Origin of the sequence: Sphingomonas ginsengisoli An et al. 2013 (assembly GCF_009363895.1) — a bacterium.
GTDB lineage: Bacteria > Pseudomonadota > Alphaproteobacteria > Sphingomonadales > Sphingomonadaceae > Sphingomicrobium > Sphingomicrobium ginsengisoli.
The window spans coordinates 2,969,156-2,991,562 of record NZ_CP045434.1 but is presented as its reverse complement, the minus strand read 5'-3'; the positions used below and the strand labels follow the sequence as shown (position 1 = coordinate 2,991,562).

Below are 22,407 nucleotides of genomic sequence, written 5' to 3'. Positions count from 1 at the left end.
CCTCATAGTTTGCGCGGGCGAGAATGCCACCCTTGCGCGGGCGCCGCCGCACGCGGGCGCTTGACCTTCCACCACGGGCCCGAAAGAAGCGCCCGGTGAACGAGACCGCGACCGAACCGCCCGCCAAGAAGCAGGGCAATTGGCGCAGCCTACTGTGGCTGGCGCTGTTCGCCTGGCTGCTACGCAGCCTGATCGTCGCGCCGTTCAGTATTCCCTCGGGCTCGATGCTGCCGGGGCTGTACATCGGCGACTATCTGATCGTCGCCAAATGGCCCTACGGCTACAGCCGGGCGAGCTTCCTGTTCGGCTTCCCGCCGATGCGCGGCAAGATTCTTTCAAGGTTGCCGAAGCGGGGCGATGTGGCCGTATTCCAGGGCCCGCAGGGCGACGATATCATCAAGCGCGTGATCGGCCTGCCCGGGGACACGATCGCGACCCGCGGCGGGGTGCTGATCCTCGACGGCAAGCCGGTCGAGCGGGTCCGCCTGCCCGACCTCAAGCTGCCGGTGTCGGCGAACACGCCTTGCCGACAGATCACTCCGCAAGGCGTCACCATGGCGCCGCCGCCGGGCCAGGACTGCCACTTCACCGCCTATCGCGAGACGCTGCCGGGCGGCCCGAGCTATGTCGTCCTCGACCAGGTCGACAATCCGCTGGCGGACGAGTTCGGGCCGGTCGAAGTGCCCGCGGGCACCGTCTTCATGATGGGCGACAATCGCGACGACAGTGCCGACAGCCGCTTCTCGCCGGCGAGCGGCGGGATGGGATTCGTGCCCCTCGAGCATCTCGTCGGCCGGGCGTTGGTGACCTTCTGGTCGACCGATGGCAGCGCCGAATGGCTCAAGCCGTGGACTTGGTTCACCGCGCTGCGGGCGCACCGCATCGGCCAAGTCCATTGAGCGGCGACCTCGCCGGTTGGCTCGAGCAGGCGCTGGGCTACACGCCGACCGACATGACGCTGTTCGAGCGCGCGCTCACCCACGGCAGCGCGGCGCGCGAGAGCTACGAACGGCTCGAATTCCTCGGCGACCGGGTGCTCGGACTGACCATCGCCCGCTGGCTCTACGAGCGCTTCCCGGCCGAGCCCGAGGGGCAGATGAGCCGGCGCTACAACGTGCTGGTCGCGCGCGAGACCTGCGCGGAGATTGGACGCGACATCGGGATCCCGAAGCAGATCCGGCTCGGCAAGCAGGCGCGCGAGGATGGCGCGATCGGTAGTGACAATGTGGTGGGCGACGTGGTCGAGGCTCTGCTCGGGGCGTTGCTGCTCGACGGCGGTCTGGCCGCGGCCGACGCCTTCATCCGGCGGCAGTGGGCGCCGTTCCTCGACAGCCAGAAGCGCGCGCCGCAGCATCCCAAGTCGCGGCTGCAGGAATTCGCCGCGGCCAAAGGACACCGCCCGCCAACCTATGAACTGGTCGGCCGCTCAGGACCGCACCATGCGCCGACCTTCACGGTCAAGGTCATGGTCAACGGGCTCGGCGAGGCCGAAGCCGGCGGTGCCAGCAAGCAGGAAGCGGAGACCGCCGCGGCGGCGGCGCTGATGGAGAAATATTCGTGACCCAACGCTGTGGACTCGTCGCCGTGCTGGGGGCGCCTAACGCCGGCAAGTCGACGCTGGTCAATGCGCTGGTCGGCCAGAAGGTGGCGATCGTCAGCCCCAAGGCGCAGACGACGCGGACCCGGCTGATGGGGATCGCGATCGCCGGCCAAAGCCAGATCCTACTGGTCGATACGCCCGGCATTTTTGCACCGCGGCGGCGGCTCGACCGGGCGATGGTAAAGGCGGCCTGGGAAGGTGCCGAACATGCCGACCGCGTGCTGCTGGTGGTCGACAGCGCGGCCAAGGTCGGCGCGCGGGTCGAGCAGGTGCTCGAAGGGGTCGAGCAGCGGCCCGAGCCCAAGGTGCTGGTGCTCAATAAGGTCGACCTGGCGCGCAAGGAGGAGTTACTTGGCCTCGCGGCGCAGCTGTCCGATCGGCTGAAGACCGAAGCCGTGTTCATGATCTCGGCGACCAACGGCGATGGCGTCGACGATCTGCGCCGGCACCTCGCCGAGGCGATGTCGGCGGGCCCGTGGCACTATCCCGAGGATCAATTGTCCGACGCCACCGACCGGATGGTCGCGGCCGAACTGACGCGCGAGCAACTCTACCTGCAGCTCCACGCCGAGCTGCCCTATTCGTCCGCGGTCGAGACGGAGAAGTGGGAGGATCGCAAGGACGGCTCGTCGGTCATCCACCAGCAGATCCTGGTCGAGCGCGACAGCCAGAAGGCGATCATCGTCGGCAAGGGAGGCTCTCGCCTCAAGGCGATCGGCGAGGCGGCTCGCGCGGCGATCGGCGAGCACCTCGGTCGCAAGGTCCACCTATTCCTGCACGTGAAAGTCAATCCGCGCTGGGACGAGGATCGCGGCCTTTACCGCGAGATCGGGCTCGACTGGGCCGACTAGCCGGCGAGCAATTCGTCGACCCAGGCCGGCACGAGGTCGGCCGCGCGCCCGATGCGGGTTTCGTCGAAAAAGATGCTCCCCGCGCTCGGCTCGAGGTTGAGCTCGAGGCAGCGGGCGCCGCGATAGCGCGCGGTCTGGACGAAGCCCGCCGCGGGATAGACCGCGCCCGAAGTGCCGATCGAGACGAACAGGTCGCAGTCGTGCTGCGCGCGCTCGATCCGGTCCATATCGTAGGGCATCTCGCCGAACCAGACGATGTCGGGGCGGACGTCGCCGACCACGGCGCAGGCAGCACAGTGGGCTTCCTCGCCCATGTCGCCGGTCCAGACGAAGCGGGCATCGCAGGCGCGGCACCAGCCGCTCTTCAGCTCGCCGTGCATATGGAGCAGGCGTTTGGCTCCTGCCCGCTCGTGGAGATCGTCGACATTCTGGGTCACGATCAGCAGCTCGCCGGGCCATTCGGCATCGAGCCTGGCCAGCGCCCGATGCGCGGCGTTCGGCACGACGGCGTCGAGATGAGCGCGACGCGCGTCGTAGAAGCTGTGAACCAGCCCCGGATTGCGCTCGAACGCCTCGGGCGTAGCGACGTCCTCGACCCGGTGACCCTCCCACAGGCCATCGGCGGCGCGAAAGGTCGGGACGCCGCTGTCCGCGCTGATCCCGGCGCCGGTCAGGATCAGAAGATTGGCTCCGTTTCGTCCAGTTGCAGCAACCATCGGGTAACCTGTTTGTTGACACTATTGTCAGCAGCGCTCACGCTGCCGACATGGGACCTATGATGTACCGCCACTCCATCGGGATACTTCCCGCCGACATCGACCATATGGGGCACGTCAACAACAGCGTGTACCTGAAGTGGGTCCAGGAGGCGGTGGTTCGCTATTGGGAGAAGGTCGCGCCGACTGAGGCGGTCACCAGCCACTTGTGGGTCGCATTGAAGCACGAAATCGAGTTTCGGAGGCCGACCTTCCTCGAGGATCAGGTCGTGGCGGACGTCATCGCCGACCAGATGCAGGGCGCGCGCGCCTTTTTCACCACGGTGATCCGGCGCGGCGAAACGGTGCTGGCCGAAGTGAAGAGCATCTGGTGCTGCCTTGATGCCGCCTCGCTCCGTCCGGCGCGGCTGGCCAAGGACATCGTCAGTCGGTTCATGCCCCCCGCGTGAGTACGCGCGGCCAGATCCGGGTCGGGATCGGCGGCTGGACCTATCCGCCGTGGCGCGGTGACTTCTATCCTGCGGGACTACCGCACAGCCGCGAACTTCCGTTCGCCGCGGCGGCAGTGGGCGCGATCGAGATCAACGCCACTTTCTACGGCCGGCAAAGTCCGGCGAGCTGGGAGAAGTGGGCGGCCGCCGTCCCCGAAGGTTTCCAGTTCGCAGTCAAAGGCAGCCGCTTCTGCGTGACGCGTCCAAAATTGGCCGACGCCGGCGAAGGTGTGCACAACTTCCTCGACCAGGGGTTGGCGGCGCTCGGGCCCAAGCTCGGACCGATCCTCTGGATGTTGGCCGCGCGGCGATCGTTCGACGCCGAGGACATCGCGCGGTTTTTCGAGTTGCTGCCGCGTTCGTTGGATGGCTTGCCGCTACGCCACGCGCTCGAGCCGCGCCACGAGAGCTTCCGCGACGCACGATTCGAGCAACTGGCCCGCGATCATGACGTCGCCGTGGTGTTCGGTGACGATGACGAATTTCCGTGCATCGACATGGACACGGCGAACTTCACCTACGCCCGGCTGCAGCGGATGCGCGAGGAATGCCCGACGGGCTATCCCGCCGACCGGTTGGCGGACTTCGCCAGCCGCGCGAGGGCGCAGGCCACGGCGGGCAAGGACGCCTATGTCTTCATGATAAACGGAGCGAAGGTTCGGGCGCCGCAGGCTGCGCTGGACCTGCAGGACCTGCTCGGCATTGCACGGCCGTGACCCTTGCGCCATCACCGGCGGATGCGGCCTGACACTCCCATCCGCCTGACGCTGATCGCCCCGAATGGGCGCATGGGCCAGGCCATCGCCGCGCTCGTCGCCGACGATCCCGACTTTACCATCGACCAGAACCGGGGCGACGTGCTGGTGGATTTTTCAGCGCCTTCGGCCTTGCTGGCGACGCTGGATCGCGCTCGAGAAGCCGACGTGCCGGTCTTGGTGGGGACGACCGGGCTCGACGACGAAGCACATCGGCTTCTGACGGAGGCTGCCCGCGAGATCGCAATAGTCGTCGCCGCGAATACCAGCTTGGGGGTGGCCTTGCTGAGCGAGTTGGTCGAGCGCGCCGCAGCCGTGCTGGGCGACGGGTGGGATGCCGAAATTCTCGAACTTCACCATCGCCGCAAGGCCGATGCACCATCGGGGACGGCGCTGGCGCTGGGTCAGGCGGTGGCGCGCGGCCGCGGCGTGCCACTGACAGCCGACACAGCCCGCGCCGGAACCCAGCTGACCCGTCGCTCTGGCGAGGTCGGCTTCGCCGCGGTGCGCGGCGGGACTGTGGTCGGCGACCATGACGTGATGTTTCTAGGGGTAGAGGAGCGCGTCATTATTTCGCATCGCGCGGAAGATCGGCGCATCTTCGCGCGCGGCGCGCTGGCGGCGGCGCGATACCTCGTCGGCCGGGCGCCCGGGCTTTATTCGATGGCCGACGTCATCCGCGCGCGATGAACAAGGCGCAGGTATTCGAATTCTATCGCCGACTGGCCGAGCTCAATCCCGAGCCCGAAGGCGAGCTCGAATGGTCCAACCCCTATACGCTGCTGGTCGCCGTCGCGCTCTCGGCGCAGGCGACCGACGTCAGCGTCAACCTCGCGACCCGCAAGCTGTTCGCGCTAGCCGATACGCCAACGGAGATGCTCGCGCTCGGTGAAGATGGGGTGCGCGAGCAGATCAAGACGATCGGCCTGTTCAATACCAAGGCCAAGAACGTCATCGCCATGGCGCGGCAGCTCATCGACGATCATGGCGGGGAGGTTCCAGCCGATCGCGCTGCACTGGAGAAACTGGCCGGCGTCGGGCGCAAGACCGCCAACGTCGTACTGAACATCGCGTTCGGCCAGCCGCTCATCGCGGTCGACACCCACATTTTTCGCGTTGGCAATCGCACCGGTCTAGCACCCGGCAAAACCCCGCTGGACGTCGAGTTGAAGCTCGAAAAGGTCACGCCAGCGACATTCCGGCTCCACGCCCACCACTGGCTCATCCTGCACGGGCGCTACATCTGCAAGGCGCGGCGTCCGGAGTGCTGGCGGTGTCCGGTGGCGGATTTGTGCCGATATCGGCCCAAGTCGCCGCCGCCGAAAGGGTCAGAACCAGCTACGCTCGAAGCGATCGCCGAGGCCGGTCAGTAACTCGTATTGCGACATGCCGGACTGTTCGGCGGCGCTTGCCAGTTCGAAGTCGATGTCGACCCAATCGCCCTCGCTGAGCAATGGCGCTGCGCTGCAATCCAGGATGACAAGGTCCATCGAGACCCTGCCGAGCACCGGTAGTCGCTCGCCGCCAACGCTCGCCGCTCCAGAAGAGGAAAAGCCGCGCCAATAGCCGTCGGCATAACCGATGTTGATCACTGCTGCCGGGGTATCGTGCTTGGCGACGAAGGTCGCTGAATAGCCGCAGCTTTCGCCCGCCTTGATCAGCCGTCGCTGGATGACCTCGGCCTGGAGAAAGGCCACTTGGTTGATCTTGCCGCGGGCTTCAGCGCGGGGAATGCCGCCATATAGTGCCAACCCTGGCCGAACGAGGCCAAAGTGAAAGTCGGGCCCGAGCAAGATGCCTGCGCTGTTGGCCAAGCTGTGGCGCTTGGCGGGCAGGCTGGCGGCGATCTCGGCGAAGCGCTGCCGCTGGCGTTCGTTCAACGGATGATCTTCGTCGGCACAGGCGAGATGGCTGTGGACCGTGTCGAGCGCAAGGCCGCTGGCGACGCCAAGGTCTTCTGGACGCAGGCCCAGCCGGTTCATGCCCGTGTCGACCATCAGATCACACGGTCGGTCCGGCGCAGCCGCCTTCCACCTTGCCACCTGCGCCGCGGTGTTCAGTACCGGCCGGGCCTTCGACGCGAGGGCAGCAGCCAGATCGTCCGGCCCAACGCCGTGAAGCACCATGACGGAACAAGATCCGGCCGCGGGCTCGAGTTCGATCGCCTCCGAATAGGTTGAGACGAAGAAGTCGCGACAACCTTGGTTGGCGAGCGTCTCGAGCGCATCCCTTGCCCCCAGCCCATAGCCATTGGCCTTGACTGCAGCACCTACCGAGGCTCGCGTTCGGCCCTGTAACCAGCGGTAATTGGCGCTGAGCGCGTCACGGCTGCAGCGAAGTTTCAGCGGGAAATGCATCGCGTCCGCTTACTGCTCGACCCTATCAAGGTCGAGCGTTGCCGGGACACGCCGAAAGAAAAGGCCGGCACCTTGGTGCCGGCCTTATCAATCAGCCGCGCTCTGGCGCCGGCGGCGGCGGGGGTGGAGGTGGCGGCGGCGCCGGACACTGATCGGTCGCCAGAATGACTGACCCATCCGGACAACTCTGCGTCGCCGGAGGCGGCGGAGGCGGAGGCGGAGGCGGTGGAGGCGGCGGCGGCGGCGGTGGGGGCGCTGCCTTGCCGAAATTCACAATCAGGCTCGCGAGCAACGAGTGCGAACGGAAACGACCATCGATCTGCTCCGGCACTAGGTTCGCGGCGAGATCGTCGAAGCGGTACTTCGTCCGGAAGTAGCGGTATTTGATTCCGACATCGACGTGCTCACTGACCGCCGCTCTTAGGCCGGCGATGAGCTGCCACGCAAATTTGCGATCGGTCCCGTTGACCGAGTCGAGCTGTCCCGAAAAGGTCAATGGCGAGAGATCGGCTCGCACCTTGGTGCGAGCGAGACCAACGCCGCCGCCGCCATAAACGCTGAACTGACTGCCGCCGACATCACCGAGCAGGTTGAACATACTGGAAAGGACGCGCGTCCGACCCGAGTAATTCACACTGCTCGGCGGAATGACGACCGGACCACTCAGGTTAACCGCCACCGAGTCCGCGCTAGCGCGCTTGTACCCAAACTCGGCTTCGGCCCGCAATGGACCGAAATCATAGCCGATCAGGCCATCGACATCCAAGCCGGTCTTGTAGTCGATGTTGATGACGTTGTTCTGGCGGATGCTTCCGCGCGAGTAATCGAGGTGAGCGTTGCGGGCCTTGAGAGCGCCGCCCTCTACCCCCGCATACCATGTACCTTCGCTCGCCCAAGCCGGTGCGACCATCGTTGCGAGCAAAAGGGCGGCACTTGCCAGCTTCCGCATGGAAACCCTTTCCGTGTGACCTGCGCGGGACGCGCCTCGCGACCTTAGTGCGCTGCCATCGATCCGGAAAGGATATAAGCGAGTGTGCCGAAATGAAGGTCGTCACGTGGCAATTAAGCCATGCTGCCGAAGCGCGGAAAGCATCGCGGCCAGTGCGGCTCGGCTCTCCTGATCGACAACAGTGCCGCCCGTCGGCACCGGAATTGCGGACTGCCGAGACCCGAGCACCTTCTGACCATCGACGCGGCCTTCCGCTGCCTCGATCATCCCCAAAAGCCATTCGCCTCCACGGTAGAACCAGGCCTGGCCGCTGCGACCGTCCACCACCGACATCATCTCGCGCGGTGGCGTGAACAGCCAGCCAGCCTCAGTCCAAGTGGCGAGATTCTGCGCGTGTTCGGCAAAGGCGTCCTCCGGTGTGTCGCCCACAAGATATTGGTCGCCAACGCTTGGGGACGGCGGCGGGCTATCGACAGGCGCGCCCGCTACCACCGGCTGGATGTTGTTTTCGAGCGCCTAGGTCGCGTAGAAATAAACATAGGGCTTCTTGGTGTAGGGATCGCGCAGGATGCTCGTCTCGCTGCGCTCGGCGATGATGTAGCCCGCCTTGAAGTTGCCGAACGCGACCGACAGGCTGTTGGCCGACACGTCGGGCATGTCTTCGGCTTCGATCACCGGGTAACCCAGCAGGCTCGAGGGCTGGCCGGCGACCATGCCGGGCTGCCAGATAAACGCGCCGTCCGCGGTCTTGAACTTGCGGATCGTCGCCGCGGTCGCACTGTTCATCACGAACACCGCGCCCTGGCGATACGGCTGACGCAAGCTCTGAACGAGGTCGATCAGTTTGTCGGCTGGCGAGCTTGCCGGGAAGCCACCGGCGACCCCCGTCCCGATCGTCTGCAGCGTGCCCATCGGGCGGGCCCCGTCGGCGGTCGTTGCGGTCGGCGACGACAGGAAGCCGAGCGGCTGGTTGACGCCGGTGCCCTTGATGAACGCCGCGCCCTCCCCCCGAGCGAATTCAACCGCGATCTCGTTCGCCAGCCAAGCTTCGACATCGAACATGGCATCGTCGAGCATGTGCTGCGACGCGGCCGGATTGGCGTAGAGATCGCCGCTCGCCGGGACCACTTCGGTGAAGGTCGGCGTTCCCGTCTCGGGTCGCGCCGCCTCGAATCCGACCCAGCCAGACGGCGCGCCGCCGGTGGTGATCAGCTTGCGATAGTTGGAGCTGCCGACCTTGACGACGTTGGCGATGGCGCGGATCGGCGACAGCGTCACCAGCGTGCGGTCGATCTGTTCGTCGATATCGCGGGGAATGGCGTAACCGCCTGCGCCGCCCGACGAATTGTCGGCCGACTTGGCTTCCAGATCGCTATCGATCCCGCGCCGCAGGAAGCGCTCGACAAATGCCGAATTCTCGGCGGACTTCACCCCGTCGAGGGCGGGGCGAAGGGCGGCGTTCTGGCTGTCGGCCAGGCGATTCTTGAGCAGTTCGAGTTCCTCCTTGAGCGAGATTCCAATCTCTTCGAAATTCACGTCGTCGAACGACTGTTCGAGCGCATCGGCCTTCACTTCCATGTCGGGCTCCCACAAAGACAGGCGGCTCACCGACGCGGTGAACCGTGGTCATGAATTGAACTTGTTCGGTTTGGCTGACCGACCGGTCAGCCCGATTGGACCGCGTGGATCCTGGCCTTGAGCTGCATCGGTCGCGCGACCACACTCACCTCGAGCAGGTCGACGTCGGTCAGCACGCGGGCGTCGCCCGCTTGCTCGGATGTCCGCACGCGATAGCCGAAGCTCAGGCCGTCGATCTGGCGCGAACCGATCAGGCGAGCCGCGGTCGTCCCGCTCTCGCTGCCGTTGAGCGACCCGATCACGCGCAATCCTCGCTGATCTTCTTCGACCCGCTCGATCGTGCCGATCACGCGGCCCGCCCGATGCTGCCACAGCAAGGGGATCGACGGCAGGCTCGCCAGCGTGCGCCTGAACGCCCCTGCCTTGACGATGTCGCCACCCTGATCGAGCGCGTCGAACACCGCGGCATAGCCGGCAAAGCGCACCGAACCGCCGCGGCGATCACGAACCGGCATGGACCAGCTCGGACAAGCCCAACCGGAAGGCGATGCTGATCAGCAGGCCGGCCAGGCAGACCCGGACGATCCACGTCACCATCGCCTGCCAAGCGCTTCGCTTGGCGTCCCGCCAGGCGCTCAGCAACTCGCGCAGCTCACCCATGTCGCGCCGGGCCTGCGCATCATCGAGCCCGAGGCTGGCGAGTGCGCGCTGCGCGCCAGACTGGCTCGCTTCCTCGACCAGCGCCCTGATGGTCACGATGTCGAGCGACCGGCCTTCGGTCTGCGCCAGCAATTGGCCAAGGAGAATATCACCCGTCGCGCCGACGGGGCTCATGCCACGGGCTCCGCGCTGAAGCCCAATTGTTCCCGCTTCTCCGCCCGTGACAGGAAACTCGCCGCCTCAATTCGCTGCCATAGCCTCTCGCGGTCCTCGGTCAGTTCGCTGACCCGGTCGAGGTCGATCGCGAAGCCGACCGGCCCAAACCAGGCGCTCAGCCCTTCGGTGAGCGTCTCGAGAATGCGCTCCGACAAGGGGAGCACGGTCTGCCGGTAAAGTGCCCGTCCGGCCTCGCGCAGATTGGCGTAAGCCGTGTCGCCAGGCAGGCCGAGCAGGACTGGCGGCACCCCGAACGCCAGGGCGATGTCGCGGACCGCCGCTTCCTTGAGCGACACGAAGTCCATGTCGTTGGGCGACAGTCCGAGGGCCTGCCACTTTAAGCCGCCCTCCAGCAACAAGGGTCGCCCGGCGTTGATCCCACCGGCGAAATGCTGGTCGATCTGCTCGCGCAGCCGGGTCAGCTGCTCGCCGGTCAGGCTCGAGCCGTCGCCGGGATCGTAGACCATCGCGCCCGACGGCCGCGCGGCATTGTCGAGCAGCGAGCGATTCCAGCGGGTCGCCCGATTGTGAAGGCATGCGGCGCTGATCGCCGCGTCCATGCAACCCAGCCCGACATGATCATCAGTCGGGTTGAGCGCCCGCAGATGCAGGACCTGCGGCCGCGCCAGCGCGTCGCGCGCGGCATAACGCGCGGTGCGATTGGGACCGCTGCGGTAGACATAGCCAGACGGCCACCCGCGCTCGTCGAGCGTCACCGACACTTTTTCGGGCCGAAGCGGGACCAGCTCGCTCAGCCCGCGCTCGGTCGCCACGCAATAGAGGTAGGCATTGCCGTGCAGCAGCAGCTGCGTCGCCACCGTTTCCAGCAGGCGCGGCCGAAGCCCGACCTTGGCGGCCTGTTCATCCCCCTCGATCTGGTCGATCGGCAACGCCGCGACCGTCCCCGCGACCAGCCGCACCGAGCGCTGGCCGACCGGATTGCTCAGGAACACTTCGTTGATCCGGGCCTGATAGCTCCGGGGACCGACATCGTCATTCGTGCCGGCAAGCGTCGACCACGTCGGAAGCGCGGCCGGCGCAGGCGCCGACTTACGACCAAACCAGTTCATCTGGGTTCCAATATGTGAGGCGGCGGGGGCCCGCGAACCGGTCCGACCGGCTCAGTGGGTGATTCGCCCAGTGTCCATATCTTTGCCAGATGAGCGTGACGATGTCAAGCGTTTTGAACCATTGAGGTTCGTAATACTTACCATCCTGCTGGCTGACCGCCGCGCACTTGCCTTTGCCGCCCCCTTCGGCCATAGGCGCCGCGGACCGGAGTGGGGCAAGTCCCCGCGCCGATCCTCGCCTACCGAAGACAGCCGGAGGGGCGGTGCGCATGGGGCGCCCGTCAGCGATCGGCCAACATGTGAGTTTGACATGCCGCTTTACGAGCATGTGTTTCTCGCGCGGCAGGACCTGGCGCAAGCCCAGGTCGATGCCCTCGCGGAGAACGCAACCAAGATTCTGACGGACAATGGTGGTTCGGTCGTCAAGACCGAGACCTGGGGCCTGCGCGGCCTCGCCTATCGCATCGCGAAGAACCGCAAGGCGCATTATGTGCTGCTCGACGTCGACGCCCCCGCCGCGGCGGTCGCCGAGCTCGAGCGCCAGACCGGCCTCAACGAAGACGTCATCCGCTTCATGACCGTCCGCGTCGACGAGCATGAGGCCGGCCCGTCGGCGATGATGCGTCGTTCGGAGCGTGACCGTGAACGCGGCAGCGACCGTGGTGATCGCGGTGACCGTGGCGATCGCGGCCCGCGTGGCGATCGTCCCGAGCGCGCTCGCGAAGAGATGGGAGCTTAAGCCATGGCCCGTGCCTTTTTCCGCCGCCGCAAGTCGTGCCCCTTCTCGGGCAAGGACGCCCCGCGGATCGATTACAAGGACGTCCGCTTGCTCCAGGGCTTCGTCTCCGAGCGTGGCAAGATCGTCCCGAGCCGCATCACTGCGGTGAGCACCAAGAAGCAGCGTGAGCTGGCCAAGGCGATCAAGCGCGCCCGCCATCTCGGCCTGCTGCCCTACGTCGTTAAGTAAGGAGCGCGAGCGATGGAAGTTATCCTGCTCGAGCGTGTCGAGAAGCTCGGCGGCATCGGCGATGTCGTCACGGTTAAGAACGGGTTCGCCCGTAACTACCTTCTCCCGCGCAAGAAGGCGCTTCGCGCCAATGACGCCAACCGCAAGGTGTTCGAGGCGAACCGCGCCCGCATCGAGTCCGAGAATGCCGAGCGCCGCACCGGTGCCGAGGCCGCTTCGAAGGGCATCGACGGCAAGACGGTTCAGCTGATCCGCCAGGCGTCGAACACCGGCCAGCTCTACGGCTCGGTCAGCGCGCGCGACATCATCGATGCGCTCGACGCCGATGGCGCCAAGGTGAGCAAGAGCCAGATCGTGCTCGATCGTCCGATCAAGTCGATCGGGATGCACGAAGTGCGCGTCTCGCTTCACCCGGAGGTCAACGTCACCGTCAAGGTCAACGTCGCCCGTTCGCCGGAAGAGGCCGACTTGCAGGCGCAGGGCGTCGACGTGATGGCGCAGATGTTCGAACGCGACAATGCGGGCTTCACCGAGGACTATGATCCGAATGCCGAGCCCGGCGCCACCGCCGAGGTGAGCGGGGACGAGCCGGCGGCCGACACCGCCGAAGGCTGATCCGGCCCGACGCTGACAAATAGAAGCCGCCGGGCGCAGGTCCGGCGGCTTTTTCTTTATGTCGGCCGGTCGTCGGCAATCCCCCCACGTGTTGTCGCATACGGTCTTTCGGACCCGGAACGCCGGCTCGGCTTCGTGGTTGATCCTCCGACAGATGGAGGAAGCTATGGACGACAATAACCAGCAGACGGGACAGCAGGGCTTCGAGCAGAGCGACGACAACACCCGCTCGCAGAACCAGCAGCAGCCCGAGGCGCAGGAGCGCAATGCGCAGCCGATCGGCGGCAACGACAGCGGTGGCGGCACCGGCACGACGATGTCGAGCGGCAGCTCGACCGGCGACGCCGCCGATACCGGCCAGGCCTCCTATGGCAACAGTGGCCAGACCGACACCATGCAGCAGCAGGACAGCGCGACCACCGATCGCTCGAGCGACGACGGTTCGTCGAGCGGGTTCATCGGTTCGGGCGTGAGCGGCAACGACATGGGCTCATCGTCGCTCAAAAATGACGAACTTAGCTCATCGGACACCAGCCTGACCTCGTCGCTCGAGCAGCAGGACGGCTCGGACGAGCAGGACTTCCCCGCCCAGGGTCAGGGCGCGCTCGACGAGAAGTCGATGAAGCGTGACCAAGCGGCTGACGACAACAGCCAGATCTAGGCCGTCAACCGCACTCACATTCCGGCGGCGCGCCTGTCCCGGCAGGGGCGCCGCCGTTTCGTCAATCCTCAACGTAGCCGATAGAAGTCGGCCACCCGGTCGAGCGCGAGGGTCAGCACCAGCTTGCCGGCCCGCGCGGGCCATCCCAGCGCCGTCTCGGCCTCGCGCATCCCCTCGCCCGCGCACACCACCCGCCAGAGAATATCCGACAGCCCGGCCCCGGCGGCGCCGATTGCCGCGTCGAACCGCTCCTTCGCCTTGAGCTGCTGCTCGGCAGGTTCGAGCGGCTGCGACCCGCCGGCCCGCCCCGAGCCGATCGGCGCGGGATCCCAGCGCATGGTCACGCGCGGGGCCATCTGCGCCGCCTCCCAGTCGAGCCGCAACTGCTCGCCAGCATCATATTGGCGCGCCGTCAGGTGGCCGCGTGAGCGCAACCAGCCGAGCGGCGATTCGACCATGTTGACCGTCACGGTTCGCACGGGTCGCTTGCCCCGGGCGTCTCGCGCGTCGCCGGGCACCGAAACTTCCTTCATCAACCGCGCCGCCATTGAACCTGCCCTTCCGTGCTCGAGTCGCCGCTACTTGCCACAAGCGCTAATCTGTAGGACAGCAGCGAACCGATAGGGTTCGATTACAACTAATGGGGGCGGCGATGATCACGCGCATACGGCAGGTGCGGAAGGCGAAGCGGATGACGCTCGAGGACGTTGCCCGGGCATGTGTGCCGCCGACGACCCCGCAAACCATCGGCAGGCTGGAGACCGGTACGCGGACCGTCTCGATCGGCTGGCTCAACCGGATCGCGACCGCGCTCGGGGTCACTGCCGCGGACCTCGTCGACCATCCCGACCGCGCCGAGCTTGAGGTGCTCGCGCATCTGTCGGTCGACGGTGCCACCTCGCCGCGCCGCCAGGCGCAGGTCGTCCCGCCCACTCCGACTGGGAGCCAGGTCGCGATCGTGGTGACCGCCACCGTCGGCGATTATCGGTCGGGCGATGAACTATGGTGCGATCGGCTCTCGCCCGACGAATTTGGCCGCGCACTCAACCGCGACGTGCTGGTGCCCCGCCCCGCCGGCCGCTTCATCTTCGGCCGCCTGCTCGCGCGCGAAGACGGCAAATTGCACCTGCTGCCGCTCGGCTTCGGTGCCCGGCAGTCGGTCGTCGCTGACCCCGCCTGGGCAGCGCTGCCGGTCCGACTGATCCGCTCGCTGTGACAAAATCTGGTGGGCGCTGACGGGCTCGAACCGCCGACATCTTCCGTGTAAAGGAAGCGCTCTACCAACTGAGCTAAGCGCCCGCGCCCGCCTGCTGCCAGCTTCCGCCGGTGCGGGCAAGCCGCCACTCACACGACGACGGGCGCACCGACCTTGTCGAAGTAGCGACGGATCGAAGCGCTCATCGGCGGGGCCAGCTCGATGAACACCCGTCGCGCATCGTGCGGATCCTCGCGGCGGCGCAGCATCCCATTGCCGGTCATCGTCTTGATCCAGCGCAGCGCGGTGGTCGCCGGCACCGAGCATTTGACCGTGCCGGCAGGTCCGCCGCGGTCGTTCAAACGCCCTGCGGCAGGTCGCCCCCGCCCGCGAAGTCAGCCATGAACGGCGCAAGTGGCGGCGCAACGGTCCCACCCAACGCCAGGAAGCCGCGGTTCAGGAAAGCCGGCTTGCCGTACCGCAGGGGACCGCCTTCCGGAGCGTCGACCCGTCCCCCAGCCGCGACCAGGATCGCGTGGCCCGCGGCCGTATCCCATTCGCTGGTCGGGGACAGCCGGGGATAGATGTCGGCCTGACCCTCGGCGACGATGCAGAATTTAAGGCTCGATCCGACCGAGACCTGGTCGAAGTCGCGGTCGAGGCTGGCGAGATAGTCGGCGGTATTCTGCGTGAAATGAGATTTGGAGGCGACTGCCACCAAGCGCTCGGGCGCCGCGCGTACGCGGATAGCCTCGCGCTCGCCGCCTCGCCGCTGGACCCAGGCGCCCTGCCCGACGACGCCGCCGAACAGTCGCTCCTGCTCGGGTGCCAGGACGATCCCCAGCGCCGGCTCGCCACCCCGGATCAGCCCGATGTTGACCGTATAGTCGTCGCCGCCACGAACATATTCCTTGGTCCCGTCGAGCGGGTCGACGAGGAAATACTGATCGTCGTGCGCCGGAATCCGCCCCGCAGCGACCTCTTCCTCGGCGATCACCGGCACCCCCGGCGCGCAGCGGGCGAGCGCCGCAAGGATGATCCGTTCGGCGGCATGATCGGCCTCGGTGACGGGCGAGGCGTCGCCCTTGTGCGCCACTTCGAACCCGCGCCTACGGACCTCACGGATGGCGTCGCCCGCCTCCCAGACGCACGCGCACAGCGCCTCGAGCAGGGCGCCGGCTTCCACTTACTTGGGCGCCATACGGATGCCGCCATCGAGGCGGACGTGCTCGGCATTCATGTAGCCACTCTCGATCATGAACACCGCGAGCTGGGCATATTCCTCGGGCCGGCCGAGCCGCTTGGGGAAGGGCACCTGAGCGCCGAGCGCATCCTGCACCTGCGGCGGCATCATCGCTACCATCGGGGTCTTGAACACGCCCGGCAGGATCGTGTTCACCCGCACGCCCTCGTTCATCAGGTCGCGCGCGATCGGCAGGGTCATCGCCAGCACCCCGCCCTTGGACGCCGAGTAGGCCGCCTGCCCGATCTGGCCGTCCTCGGCGGCGACCGAGGCGGTGTTGATGATCACGCCCTTCTCGCCATCCTCGCCCGGCTCGGCATCGACCATGCCCGCGGCCGAGTGAGCGATGCAGCGGAAGGTGCCGATCAGGTTGATCCCGATCACCAGCTCGAACTGGTGAAGCGGATATTTCTTCACTGCCTTGGTCTCACGGTCGCGGCCGACGGTCTTCACCGCATTGGCGACACCCGCGCAATTGACCAGCACCCGCTCTTGCCCGTGCGCGGCGCGCGCCTTCTCGAAGCCGGCGGCTACGGTATCGTCGTTGGTGACGTCGACCTCGCAGAAAATGCCGCCCAGCTCGGCGGCGACCTTCTCGCCTTGCTCGGCATTGCGGTCGAAGATGGCGACCTTGGCGCCCTTGGCCGCCAGCGCCCGCGCCGTCGCCTCGCCCAGCCCCGACGCGCCGCCGGTGACCACTGCCGCAATGCCGTTGATGTTCATGTCTCTCTCCTCGTCATGCCGGACTTGATCCGGCATCCCGCTACGTTCTGCCGCCGCTTAGGGAGAAGCGGGACCCCGGATCAAGGCCGGGGTGACGGTTACTTGGCCGCCGCCTCGACCTTCGCCAGTACAGCGTCGACTTGCACCTGCTGGCCTGCCGCCACATTGAGCTCGGCAACGGTGCCGTCAAACGGCGCGAGCATCGCATGCTCCATCTTCATCGCCTCAAGCGTCAGCAACCGCTGGCCCTTGGTCACCGCCTCCCCGGCCGCGACCTCGACGCTAGTGACCTTGCCCGGCATCGGCGCAACCAGCGCGCCCGACCCTGCCGCCGCCCCGACCGAGCCGCGCGCGACGAGCGCGAACTCGTGCGCCTGTCCCTCGGCGAAGACGACCACCCGCTCCTCGTCGCGGAAGCCCGAGACCATCTCGGGCGCACCGGCCGGATCGGCCTCGACGAACTTGCCGCTTTGACCCAGCGCGACCCGCAGGCGCGGCGCAGCATTGAGGCGGAAACCGGCAAGGCCGCCCAACGGCGCATCATCCTCGTCGCGCGCCAGCGCGATCACCGCCGCGGCAGCGCGGAGGCTGTCGTCGGCCTCGCCGGTCGGAACCAGCTCGTCGAGCTTGCGCTCGATGAACCCCGTGTCGAGCTCGGCGGCGATGAAATCCTCGTCGAGCAGCGCATTGGCGAGGAAGCCGGCGTTGGTCCGGACCGGCCACACCTCGACGCTCTCGATCACCTCGGCCAGCCGGTCGATCGCCTCGTCGCGGTCCTCGCCCCAGGCGATCAGCTTGGCGATCATCGGATCGTAGAAGGGCGAGATAGTGTCGCCCTCCTCGACCCCGGTCTCGATCCGTTCGTCCTCGCCGAGGTCGAAGTGATCGAGGCGGCCGGTGCTCGGGAGGAAGCCACGCGCCGGATCCTCGGCATAGAGCCGCGCCTCGATCGCATGGCCGTCGATCGCCAATTCGTCCTGCGCTAGCGGCAGCGGCTCGCCGCCGGCGACGCGGAGCTGCCATTCGACCAGGTCCTGCCCGGTGATCTCTTCGGTGACCGGATGCTCGACCTGAAGCCGCGTGTTCATCTCCATGAACCAGATGCGATCGGCGCGCAGGCCATCCGATGCGTCGGCGATAAACTCGATCGTCCCGGCGCCCTCGTAATTCACCGCCTGCGCCGCGCGGACGGCAGCGCCGCAAACGGCGGCGCGGGTCTCCTCGTCCATGCCGGGCGCAGGTGCTTCCTCGATCACCTTCTGGTGGCGGCGCTGCAGCGAGCAGTCGCGCTCGAACAAGTGGACGACATTGCCGTGCGCGTCGCCGAACACTTGCACCTCGATGTGACGCGGCGAGAGGATGTATTTTTCGAGCAGGACGATGTCGTTGCCGAAGCTCGACGTCGCCTCGCGCTTGCAGCTGTCGAGCGCGTCGGCGAAGTCCGCAGGCGCATCGACCCGCCGCATCCCCTTGCCGCCCCCGCCGGCGACCGCCTTGATCAGCACCGGATAGCCGATCGCATCGGCCTCGGCCTTGAGCCGCTCCGGCGACTGGTCCTCGCCGAGATAGCCAGGCGTCACCGGCACACCGGCCTCGCTCATCAATTTCTTGGCGGCGTCCTTGAGCCCCATCGCGCGGATGCTCGCGGGCTTTGGCCCGACCCAGATCAGACCCGCGTCGATCACCGCCTGCGCGAAGTCGGCATTCTCCGACAGGAAACCGTAACCGGGGTGGATTGCCTCGGCTCCGGTCTCTCTGGCAGCAGCGATGATCTTCTCGCCGACCAGATAACTCTCGCGCGCCGAGCTCGGCCCGATGTGCACCGCTGCGTCCGCCATCCGCACGTGCAGCGCATCGGCATCGGCATCCGAATAGACCGCCACCGTCCGCACCCCGAGCTCACGCGCGGTGCGGATAATCCTGCAGGCGATCTCGCCCCGGTTGGCGATGAGGAGGGACTCGATCATAGCCATCACATCCGGAAGACGCCGAACTGCGGACGTTCCGGAATCGGCGCGTTCAAGCAGGCGGCGAAGGCGAGGCCGAGGACGTCGCGGGTCTGCGCGGGGTCGATGATGCCGTCGTCCCACAGGCGCGCGGTGGCGTGCCAGGGGTTGCCCTGCGCTTCGTAATCGTCGCGGATCGGCTGCTTGAAGGCTTCGGCCTGTTCGGGCGTCCAATTGTCGGCGTCGCGGTGGACGGTAGCGAGCACGCTCGCCGCCTGCTCGCCGCCCATCACGCTGATCCGGCTGTTGGGCCAGCTGAACAGGAAGCGCGGCGAGTAAGCGCGGCCGGCCATGCCATAATTGCCCGCACCGAAGCTGCCGCCGATCAGGACGGTGACCTTGGGAACGCTCGCGGTGGCGACCGCAGTGACGAGCTTGGCGCCATGCTTGGCGATCCCCTCGGCCTCATATTTGCCGCCGACCATGAAGCCGGAGATGTTCTGCAGGAACAGCAGCGGCACGCGGCGCTGGCAGGCAAGCTCGATGAAGTGCGCGCCCTTGACCGCGCTCTCGCTGAAAAGGACGCCGTTGTTGGCGAGGATCGCGACCGGCATCCCCGAGATATGCGCGAAGCCGCATACCAGCGAGGTACCGTAGAGCGGCTTGAACTCATGAAATTCCGACCCGTCGACGATGCGTGCGATCACCTCGTGCACGTCGTACGGTGCCCGCACGTCCTCGGGAATGATCGAATAAAGCTCTTCCGGGTCGAAGACCGGTTCGCGCGGCTCGCGAGTGGTCAGGACCGGCGCTTGCTCGGGCAGCGTCGAGACGATGTCGCGGACGATCGTCAGCGCATGTTCGTCATTCTCGGCAAGGTGATCGACCACGCCCGACTTGCGCGCATGGAGGTCGCCGCCGCCCAGATCCTCGGCGCTAATCACTTCGCCCGTCGCCGCCTTCACCAGCGGCGGGCCGGCGAGGAAGATAGTGCCCTGGTTGCGGACGATGACGCTCTCGTCGCTCATCGCCGGAACGTAGGCGCCGCCCGCGGTGCAGCTGCCCATGACGCAGGCGATCTGCGGGATGCCGAGCGCGCTCATGTTGGCCTGGTTGAAGAAGATGCGACCGAAGTGGTCGCGGTCGGGGAACACCTCGGCCTGATGCGGCAGGTTGGCGCCGCCTGAATCGACCAGGTAGATGCACGGCAGCCGGTTCTCCTGCGCGATCTCCTGAGCGCGGAGGTGCTTCTTGACCGTCAGCGGATAATAGGTCCCGCCCTTCACCGTCGCGTCGTTGCAGACGATCATCACCTGTCGGCCCGCGACCCGGCCAATGCCGGCGATCATCCCCGCGCCGGGCACCTCGCCATCGTAAAGGTCGTTGGCGGCAAGCTGGCCGATCTCGAGGAATGGCGAGCCGGGATCGAGCAGCCGTTCGACGCGCCCGCGCGGCAACAACTTGCCCCGGCCGACGTGACGCTCGCGGCTCTTCTCGTTGCCGCCGCGCCCGGCTTGGGCGACGTCCGCGCGCAGCTTCTCGACCAGCCCGCGATTGTGCTTCGCGCGAGCCTCGCTCTCGGCGCTGTCGAGCTGAACCTTGCTGTCGATGCGCGGGGCACTCATGCGGATATCACAGTCCGTTCGTCGAAAAGCCGTCCCGCTCGCCTAGCGACTGCGACAGGGCTTGCAAAGCAGCTCAACTGAAAGGGCCCCCATGACCGCACGCCTCCTGCTTCTCGCCGCCTCCGTCGCCGCCCTCGGCGCCTGCAGCGTCACCGGCCCCGACAACAACACGAGCAACGCCGCCGCTCCCGCCGCGGGCACCAACGCCGGGATCGCGCTCGGCTCGCTCGACAAGTCGGTGAAGCCGGGAGACGATTTCTACCAGTTCGCCAATGGCACGTGGATGAAGCAGACCGAGATCCCGGCCGACCGCTCCAGCATCGGCGGCTTCTATATCGCCGATCAGCAGCGCGAGCGGCAGACCCGTGAGATGCTCGACGCGATCCTCAAGGCCAATCCCGACGCCGGCTCGAACGAAGGCAAGATCGCGACCTTCTACAAGGCCTATGTGGACACCGGCGCGATCGATCGTGCGGGCATGGCCCCGGCCAAGGCCGACCTCGATGCGATCGCCGCCATCCAGGACAAGACCGCGCTCGCAACCGCGATCGGTAAGTCGCTGCGCGCCGACGTCGACCCGATGAACGCCACCAAATTCTCGACCGACAATCTGTTCGGCGTGTTCGTGACGCAGGGGCTGAGCACCCCGGGCCAAACCCTGCCCTATCTGCTCCAGGGCGGGCTCGGCATGCCCGAGCGCGAATATTACCTCTCGAACGACCCCAAGATGGCGGCGCTGCGTCCGCAATATCGCAACTACATCGAGACGGTGATGAAGGCCGCCGGCGCGGCCGATCCGAAGGCGTCGGCCGACCGGATCATGGCGCTCGAGACGATGATCGCGCAGGCCCACGCCACCCGCGAGGAGAGCGAGGACTTCACCAAGGGCGCGACCGTCTGGACCCGCGCCGAGCTCGAGCAGAAGGCGCCCGGGATCGATTGGGGCGCGCTGCTGAATGCCGCGCAGCTCGGCAATGCGCAAAAGTTCGATGCCTTCCACCCCGGCGCCATCCCCAAGCTGGCGGCGCTGGTCGGCTCGCAGCCGCTCGACGCGTGGAAGGACTGGCTGACCTTCCACACCTTGAACCAGCAGGCGGCGGTCCTTCCGGCCCCGATCCGCGACGCCAATTTCGCCTTCTTCGGCACCGCATTGAACGGCACGCCGAAGCAGCTCTCGCGCGACCGGCTGGCGCTGAACGCGGTCAGCGACCAGCTCGAGGATGCGGTCGGCAAGGCGTACGTCGATCGCTACTTCCCGCCCGCGGCCAAGGCCGAGGTCCAGCAGATGGTCGCCAACATCAAGGCGGCCTTCGCCAAGCGGGTGCAGGCGATCGACTGGATGGCGCCGTCGACCAAGCAGGAAGCGTTGAAGAAGGTCGAGACGATCGTCGTCGGCGTCGGCTATCCCGACAGCTGGCGCGACTATGGCTCGCTCAATCTCGGCACGAACGCCTATGACAATCTGAAGCAGACCCGGCTCGCCGAATACCGCCACCAGATCGGCAAGATCGGCAAGCCGATGGACCGCAACGAATGGTGGATGCCGCCGCAGTTGGTCAACGCGGTCAACCTGCCGGTGCAGAATGCGCTCAATTTCCCGGCGGCGATCCTGCAGAAGCCCTTCTTCGATCCGTCGGCCGACGCCGCCTTCAACTATGGCGCGATCGGTGCCGTCATCGGTCACGAGATCAGCCACAGCTTCGACAACAATGGCGCGATGTTCGACAGCACCGGCGCGATGCGCAACTGGTGGACGCCGCAGGATTTCGCGCGCTTCCAACAGGCGGGTGCGGCGCTCGCCAAGCAATATGACGGCTACGAGGCCCTCCCCGGCCTCCACGTCAACGGCAAGCTGACGCTGGGCGAGAACATCGCCGACGTCACCGGGCTCAACGCTGCCTATGACGCCTACAAAGCGTCCTTGGGCGGCAAGGCGCCGCCGGTGATCGACGGCTATTCGGGCGACCAGCGCTTCTTCCTCGCCTACGCGCAAAGCTGGGCGACCAAGATGCGGCCCGAAGCGCTGCGCGCCCGCATCGCGACCGACGGCCACGCCCCGGGCAACTTCCGCGCGCAGACGGTGCGCAACGTCGACTCCTGGTATCAGGCGTTTGGCGTCCAGCCGGGGCAGAAGCTGTTCCTCGCCCCCAACCAGCGCGTGAAAATCTGGTAACTGCCCATGGGCGAAC

27 protein-coding genes and 1 tRNA gene are annotated in these 22,407 nt (G+C 66.8%); 13 read left to right on the top strand and 15 right to left on the bottom strand.

What is annotated here, in order from left to right; genetic code table 11:
* Positions 1–95: 95 nt before the first annotated feature.
* Genes lepB through era form a run of 3 tightly spaced genes read left to right on the top strand, consistent with a single transcriptional unit; the run spans position 96 to position 2,451 of the window.
* Complete coding sequence (gene lepB / locus GCU42_RS14645) at positions 96–899, top strand: signal peptidase I (protein ID WP_240309548.1); 804 nt, start codon at positions 96–98, stop codon at positions 897–899.
* Complete coding sequence (rnc, locus tag GCU42_RS14640) at positions 836–1,561, top strand: ribonuclease III (protein ID WP_114228764.1); 726 nt, start codon at positions 836–838, stop codon at positions 1,559–1,561. The genes lepB and rnc overlap by 64 nt, the downstream gene beginning before the upstream one ends.
* Positions 1,558–2,451, top strand: a complete 894-nt coding sequence (gene era, locus GCU42_RS14635) for a GTPase Era (RefSeq protein ID WP_114228763.1) — start codon at positions 1,558–1,560, stop codon at positions 2,449–2,451. Before rnc ends, era begins: the two co-directional genes overlap by 4 nt.
* Here the strand turns inward: era and GCU42_RS14630 are convergent.
* Positions 2,448–3,167, bottom strand: coding sequence for an NAD-dependent deacylase (locus GCU42_RS14630; RefSeq protein WP_114228762.1), 720 nt, complete (start codon positions 3,165–3,167; stop codon positions 2,448–2,450). The genes era and GCU42_RS14630 overlap by 4 nt on opposite strands.
* Before the next feature lie 50 nt (positions 3,168–3,217).
* Here GCU42_RS14630 and GCU42_RS14625 point away from each other — a divergent pair, with 50 nt between their 5' ends.
* The 4 genes from GCU42_RS14625 to nth all read left to right on the top strand — a co-directional run bounded on the left by GCU42_RS14625 (position 3,218) and on the right by nth (position 5,786).
* On the top strand, positions 3,218–3,616 hold the full coding sequence (locus GCU42_RS14625; protein WP_114228761.1) for an acyl-CoA thioesterase: 399 nt from the start codon (positions 3,218–3,220) through the stop codon (positions 3,614–3,616).
* 116 nt (positions 3,617–3,732) lie between these two features.
* Entirely contained in the window at positions 3,733–4,374 is a 642-nt protein-coding gene (locus GCU42_RS14620) for a DUF72 domain-containing protein (protein WP_343030278.1), read from the top strand.
* Between the two features lie 21 nt (positions 4,375–4,395).
* The gene (dapB, locus tag GCU42_RS14615; RefSeq protein ID WP_114228759.1) at positions 4,396–5,103 is read left to right on the top strand and encodes a 4-hydroxy-tetrahydrodipicolinate reductase; all 708 of its coding nucleotides are present in this window, start codon (positions 4,396–4,398) and stop codon (positions 5,101–5,103) included.
* On the top strand, positions 5,100–5,786 hold the full coding sequence (gene nth / locus GCU42_RS14610) for an endonuclease III (protein ID WP_114228758.1): 687 nt from the start codon (positions 5,100–5,102) through the stop codon (positions 5,784–5,786). The genes dapB and nth overlap by 4 nt, the downstream gene beginning before the upstream one ends.
* On the opposite strand, the gene alr is transcribed toward nth, so the two are convergent.
* From alr to GCU42_RS14575, 7 genes are all read right to left on the bottom strand, one after another.
* Entirely contained in the window at positions 5,742–6,770 is a 1,029-nt protein-coding gene (gene alr, locus GCU42_RS14605; protein ID WP_114228757.1) for an alanine racemase, read from the bottom strand. The two genes, nth and alr, sit on opposite strands and share 45 nt — an antisense overlap.
* A gap of 91 nt (positions 6,771–6,861) precedes the next feature.
* A complete protein-coding gene (locus GCU42_RS15285) occupies positions 6,862–7,719 on the bottom strand; it encodes an outer membrane protein (protein ID WP_114228756.1) in 858 nt (285 codons plus the stop codon).
* 102 nt (positions 7,720–7,821) lie between these two features.
* Positions 7,822–8,211: a DUF2793 domain-containing protein gene (locus GCU42_RS14595; protein ID WP_162789325.1), complete on the bottom strand. Its 390-nt coding sequence runs from the start codon at positions 8,209–8,211 to the stop codon at positions 7,822–7,824.
* A gap of 24 nt (positions 8,212–8,235) precedes the next feature.
* Positions 8,236–9,297: a phage major capsid protein gene (locus GCU42_RS14590; RefSeq protein WP_114228754.1), complete on the bottom strand. Its 1,062-nt coding sequence runs from the start codon at positions 9,295–9,297 to the stop codon at positions 8,236–8,238.
* A gap of 86 nt (positions 9,298–9,383) precedes the next feature.
* Positions 9,384–9,812 (bottom strand): HK97 family phage prohead protease, encoded by a 429-nt coding sequence (locus GCU42_RS14585; RefSeq protein ID WP_114228753.1) that lies wholly within the window; start codon positions 9,810–9,812, stop codon positions 9,384–9,386.
* Positions 9,799–10,131, bottom strand: coding sequence for a DUF6127 family protein (locus tag GCU42_RS14580; RefSeq protein ID WP_114228752.1), 333 nt, complete (start codon positions 10,129–10,131; stop codon positions 9,799–9,801). The genes GCU42_RS14585 and GCU42_RS14580 overlap by 14 nt, the downstream gene beginning before the upstream one ends.
* Positions 10,128–11,243: a phage portal protein gene (locus GCU42_RS14575; protein WP_114228751.1), complete on the bottom strand. Its 1,116-nt coding sequence runs from the start codon at positions 11,241–11,243 to the stop codon at positions 10,128–10,130. The genes GCU42_RS14580 and GCU42_RS14575 overlap by 4 nt, the downstream gene beginning before the upstream one ends.
* Before the next feature lie 310 nt (positions 11,244–11,553).
* Between GCU42_RS14575 and rpsF the strand changes: the two genes are divergently transcribed.
* From rpsF to GCU42_RS14555, 4 genes are all read left to right on the top strand, one after another.
* The gene (rpsF, locus tag GCU42_RS14570; RefSeq protein ID WP_114228750.1) at positions 11,554–11,982 is read left to right on the top strand and encodes a 30S ribosomal protein S6; all 429 of its coding nucleotides are present in this window, start codon (positions 11,554–11,556) and stop codon (positions 11,980–11,982) included.
* Positions 11,983–11,985: 3 nt separating this feature from the next.
* A complete protein-coding gene (gene rpsR, locus GCU42_RS14565; protein ID WP_114228749.1) occupies positions 11,986–12,210 on the top strand; it encodes a 30S ribosomal protein S18 in 225 nt (74 codons plus the stop codon).
* Positions 12,211–12,222: 12 nt separating this feature from the next.
* Positions 12,223–12,825, top strand: a complete 603-nt coding sequence (rplI, locus tag GCU42_RS14560) for a 50S ribosomal protein L9 (RefSeq protein WP_114228748.1) — start codon at positions 12,223–12,225, stop codon at positions 12,823–12,825.
* 166 nt (positions 12,826–12,991) lie between these two features.
* Complete coding sequence (locus tag GCU42_RS14555) at positions 12,992–13,486, top strand: hypothetical protein (protein WP_114228747.1); 495 nt, start codon at positions 12,992–12,994, stop codon at positions 13,484–13,486.
* Between the two features lie 68 nt (positions 13,487–13,554).
* On the opposite strand, the gene GCU42_RS14550 is transcribed toward GCU42_RS14555, so the two are convergent.
* Positions 13,555–14,019 (bottom strand): DUF6456 domain-containing protein, encoded by a 465-nt coding sequence (locus GCU42_RS14550; protein WP_240309546.1) that lies wholly within the window; start codon positions 14,017–14,019, stop codon positions 13,555–13,557.
* Between the two features lie 119 nt (positions 14,020–14,138).
* Between GCU42_RS14550 and GCU42_RS14545 the strand changes: the two genes are divergently transcribed.
* The gene (locus tag GCU42_RS14545; RefSeq protein WP_114228883.1) at positions 14,139–14,702 is read left to right on the top strand and encodes a helix-turn-helix domain-containing protein; all 564 of its coding nucleotides are present in this window, start codon (positions 14,139–14,141) and stop codon (positions 14,700–14,702) included.
* Positions 14,703–14,709: 7 nt separating this feature from the next.
* Here the strand turns inward: GCU42_RS14545 and GCU42_RS14540 are convergent.
* The 6 genes from GCU42_RS14540 to GCU42_RS14515 form a co-directional block, all read right to left on the bottom strand.
* Positions 14,710–14,785: transfer RNA gene (locus tag GCU42_RS14540), tRNA-Val, on the bottom strand.
* Positions 14,786–14,830: 45 nt separating this feature from the next.
* A complete protein-coding gene (locus tag GCU42_RS14535; protein ID WP_114228745.1) occupies positions 14,831–15,043 on the bottom strand; it encodes a MarR family winged helix-turn-helix transcriptional regulator in 213 nt (70 codons plus the stop codon).
* Positions 15,040–15,867 (bottom strand): 3'(2'),5'-bisphosphate nucleotidase CysQ, encoded by an 828-nt coding sequence (cysQ, locus tag GCU42_RS14530; protein ID WP_114228744.1) that lies wholly within the window; start codon positions 15,865–15,867, stop codon positions 15,040–15,042. The genes GCU42_RS14535 and cysQ overlap by 4 nt, the downstream gene beginning before the upstream one ends.
* Entirely contained in the window at positions 15,868–16,647 is a 780-nt protein-coding gene (locus tag GCU42_RS14525) for an SDR family oxidoreductase (protein WP_114228743.1), read from the bottom strand.
* 98 nt (positions 16,648–16,745) lie between these two features.
* A complete protein-coding gene (locus GCU42_RS14520) occupies positions 16,746–18,614 on the bottom strand; it encodes an acetyl/propionyl/methylcrotonyl-CoA carboxylase subunit alpha (RefSeq protein WP_114228882.1) in 1,869 nt (622 codons plus the stop codon).
* 5 nt (positions 18,615–18,619) lie between these two features.
* On the bottom strand, positions 18,620–20,218 hold the full coding sequence (locus GCU42_RS14515; RefSeq protein WP_114228742.1) for a carboxyl transferase domain-containing protein: 1,599 nt from the start codon (positions 20,216–20,218) through the stop codon (positions 18,620–18,622).
* Between the two features lie 91 nt (positions 20,219–20,309).
* Here GCU42_RS14515 and GCU42_RS14510 point away from each other — a divergent pair, with 91 nt between their 5' ends.
* Positions 20,310–22,391, top strand: coding sequence for a M13 family metallopeptidase (locus GCU42_RS14510; protein ID WP_114228741.1), 2,082 nt, complete (start codon positions 20,310–20,312; stop codon positions 22,389–22,391).
* The last annotated feature ends 16 nt before the right edge of the window (positions 22,392–22,407 follow it).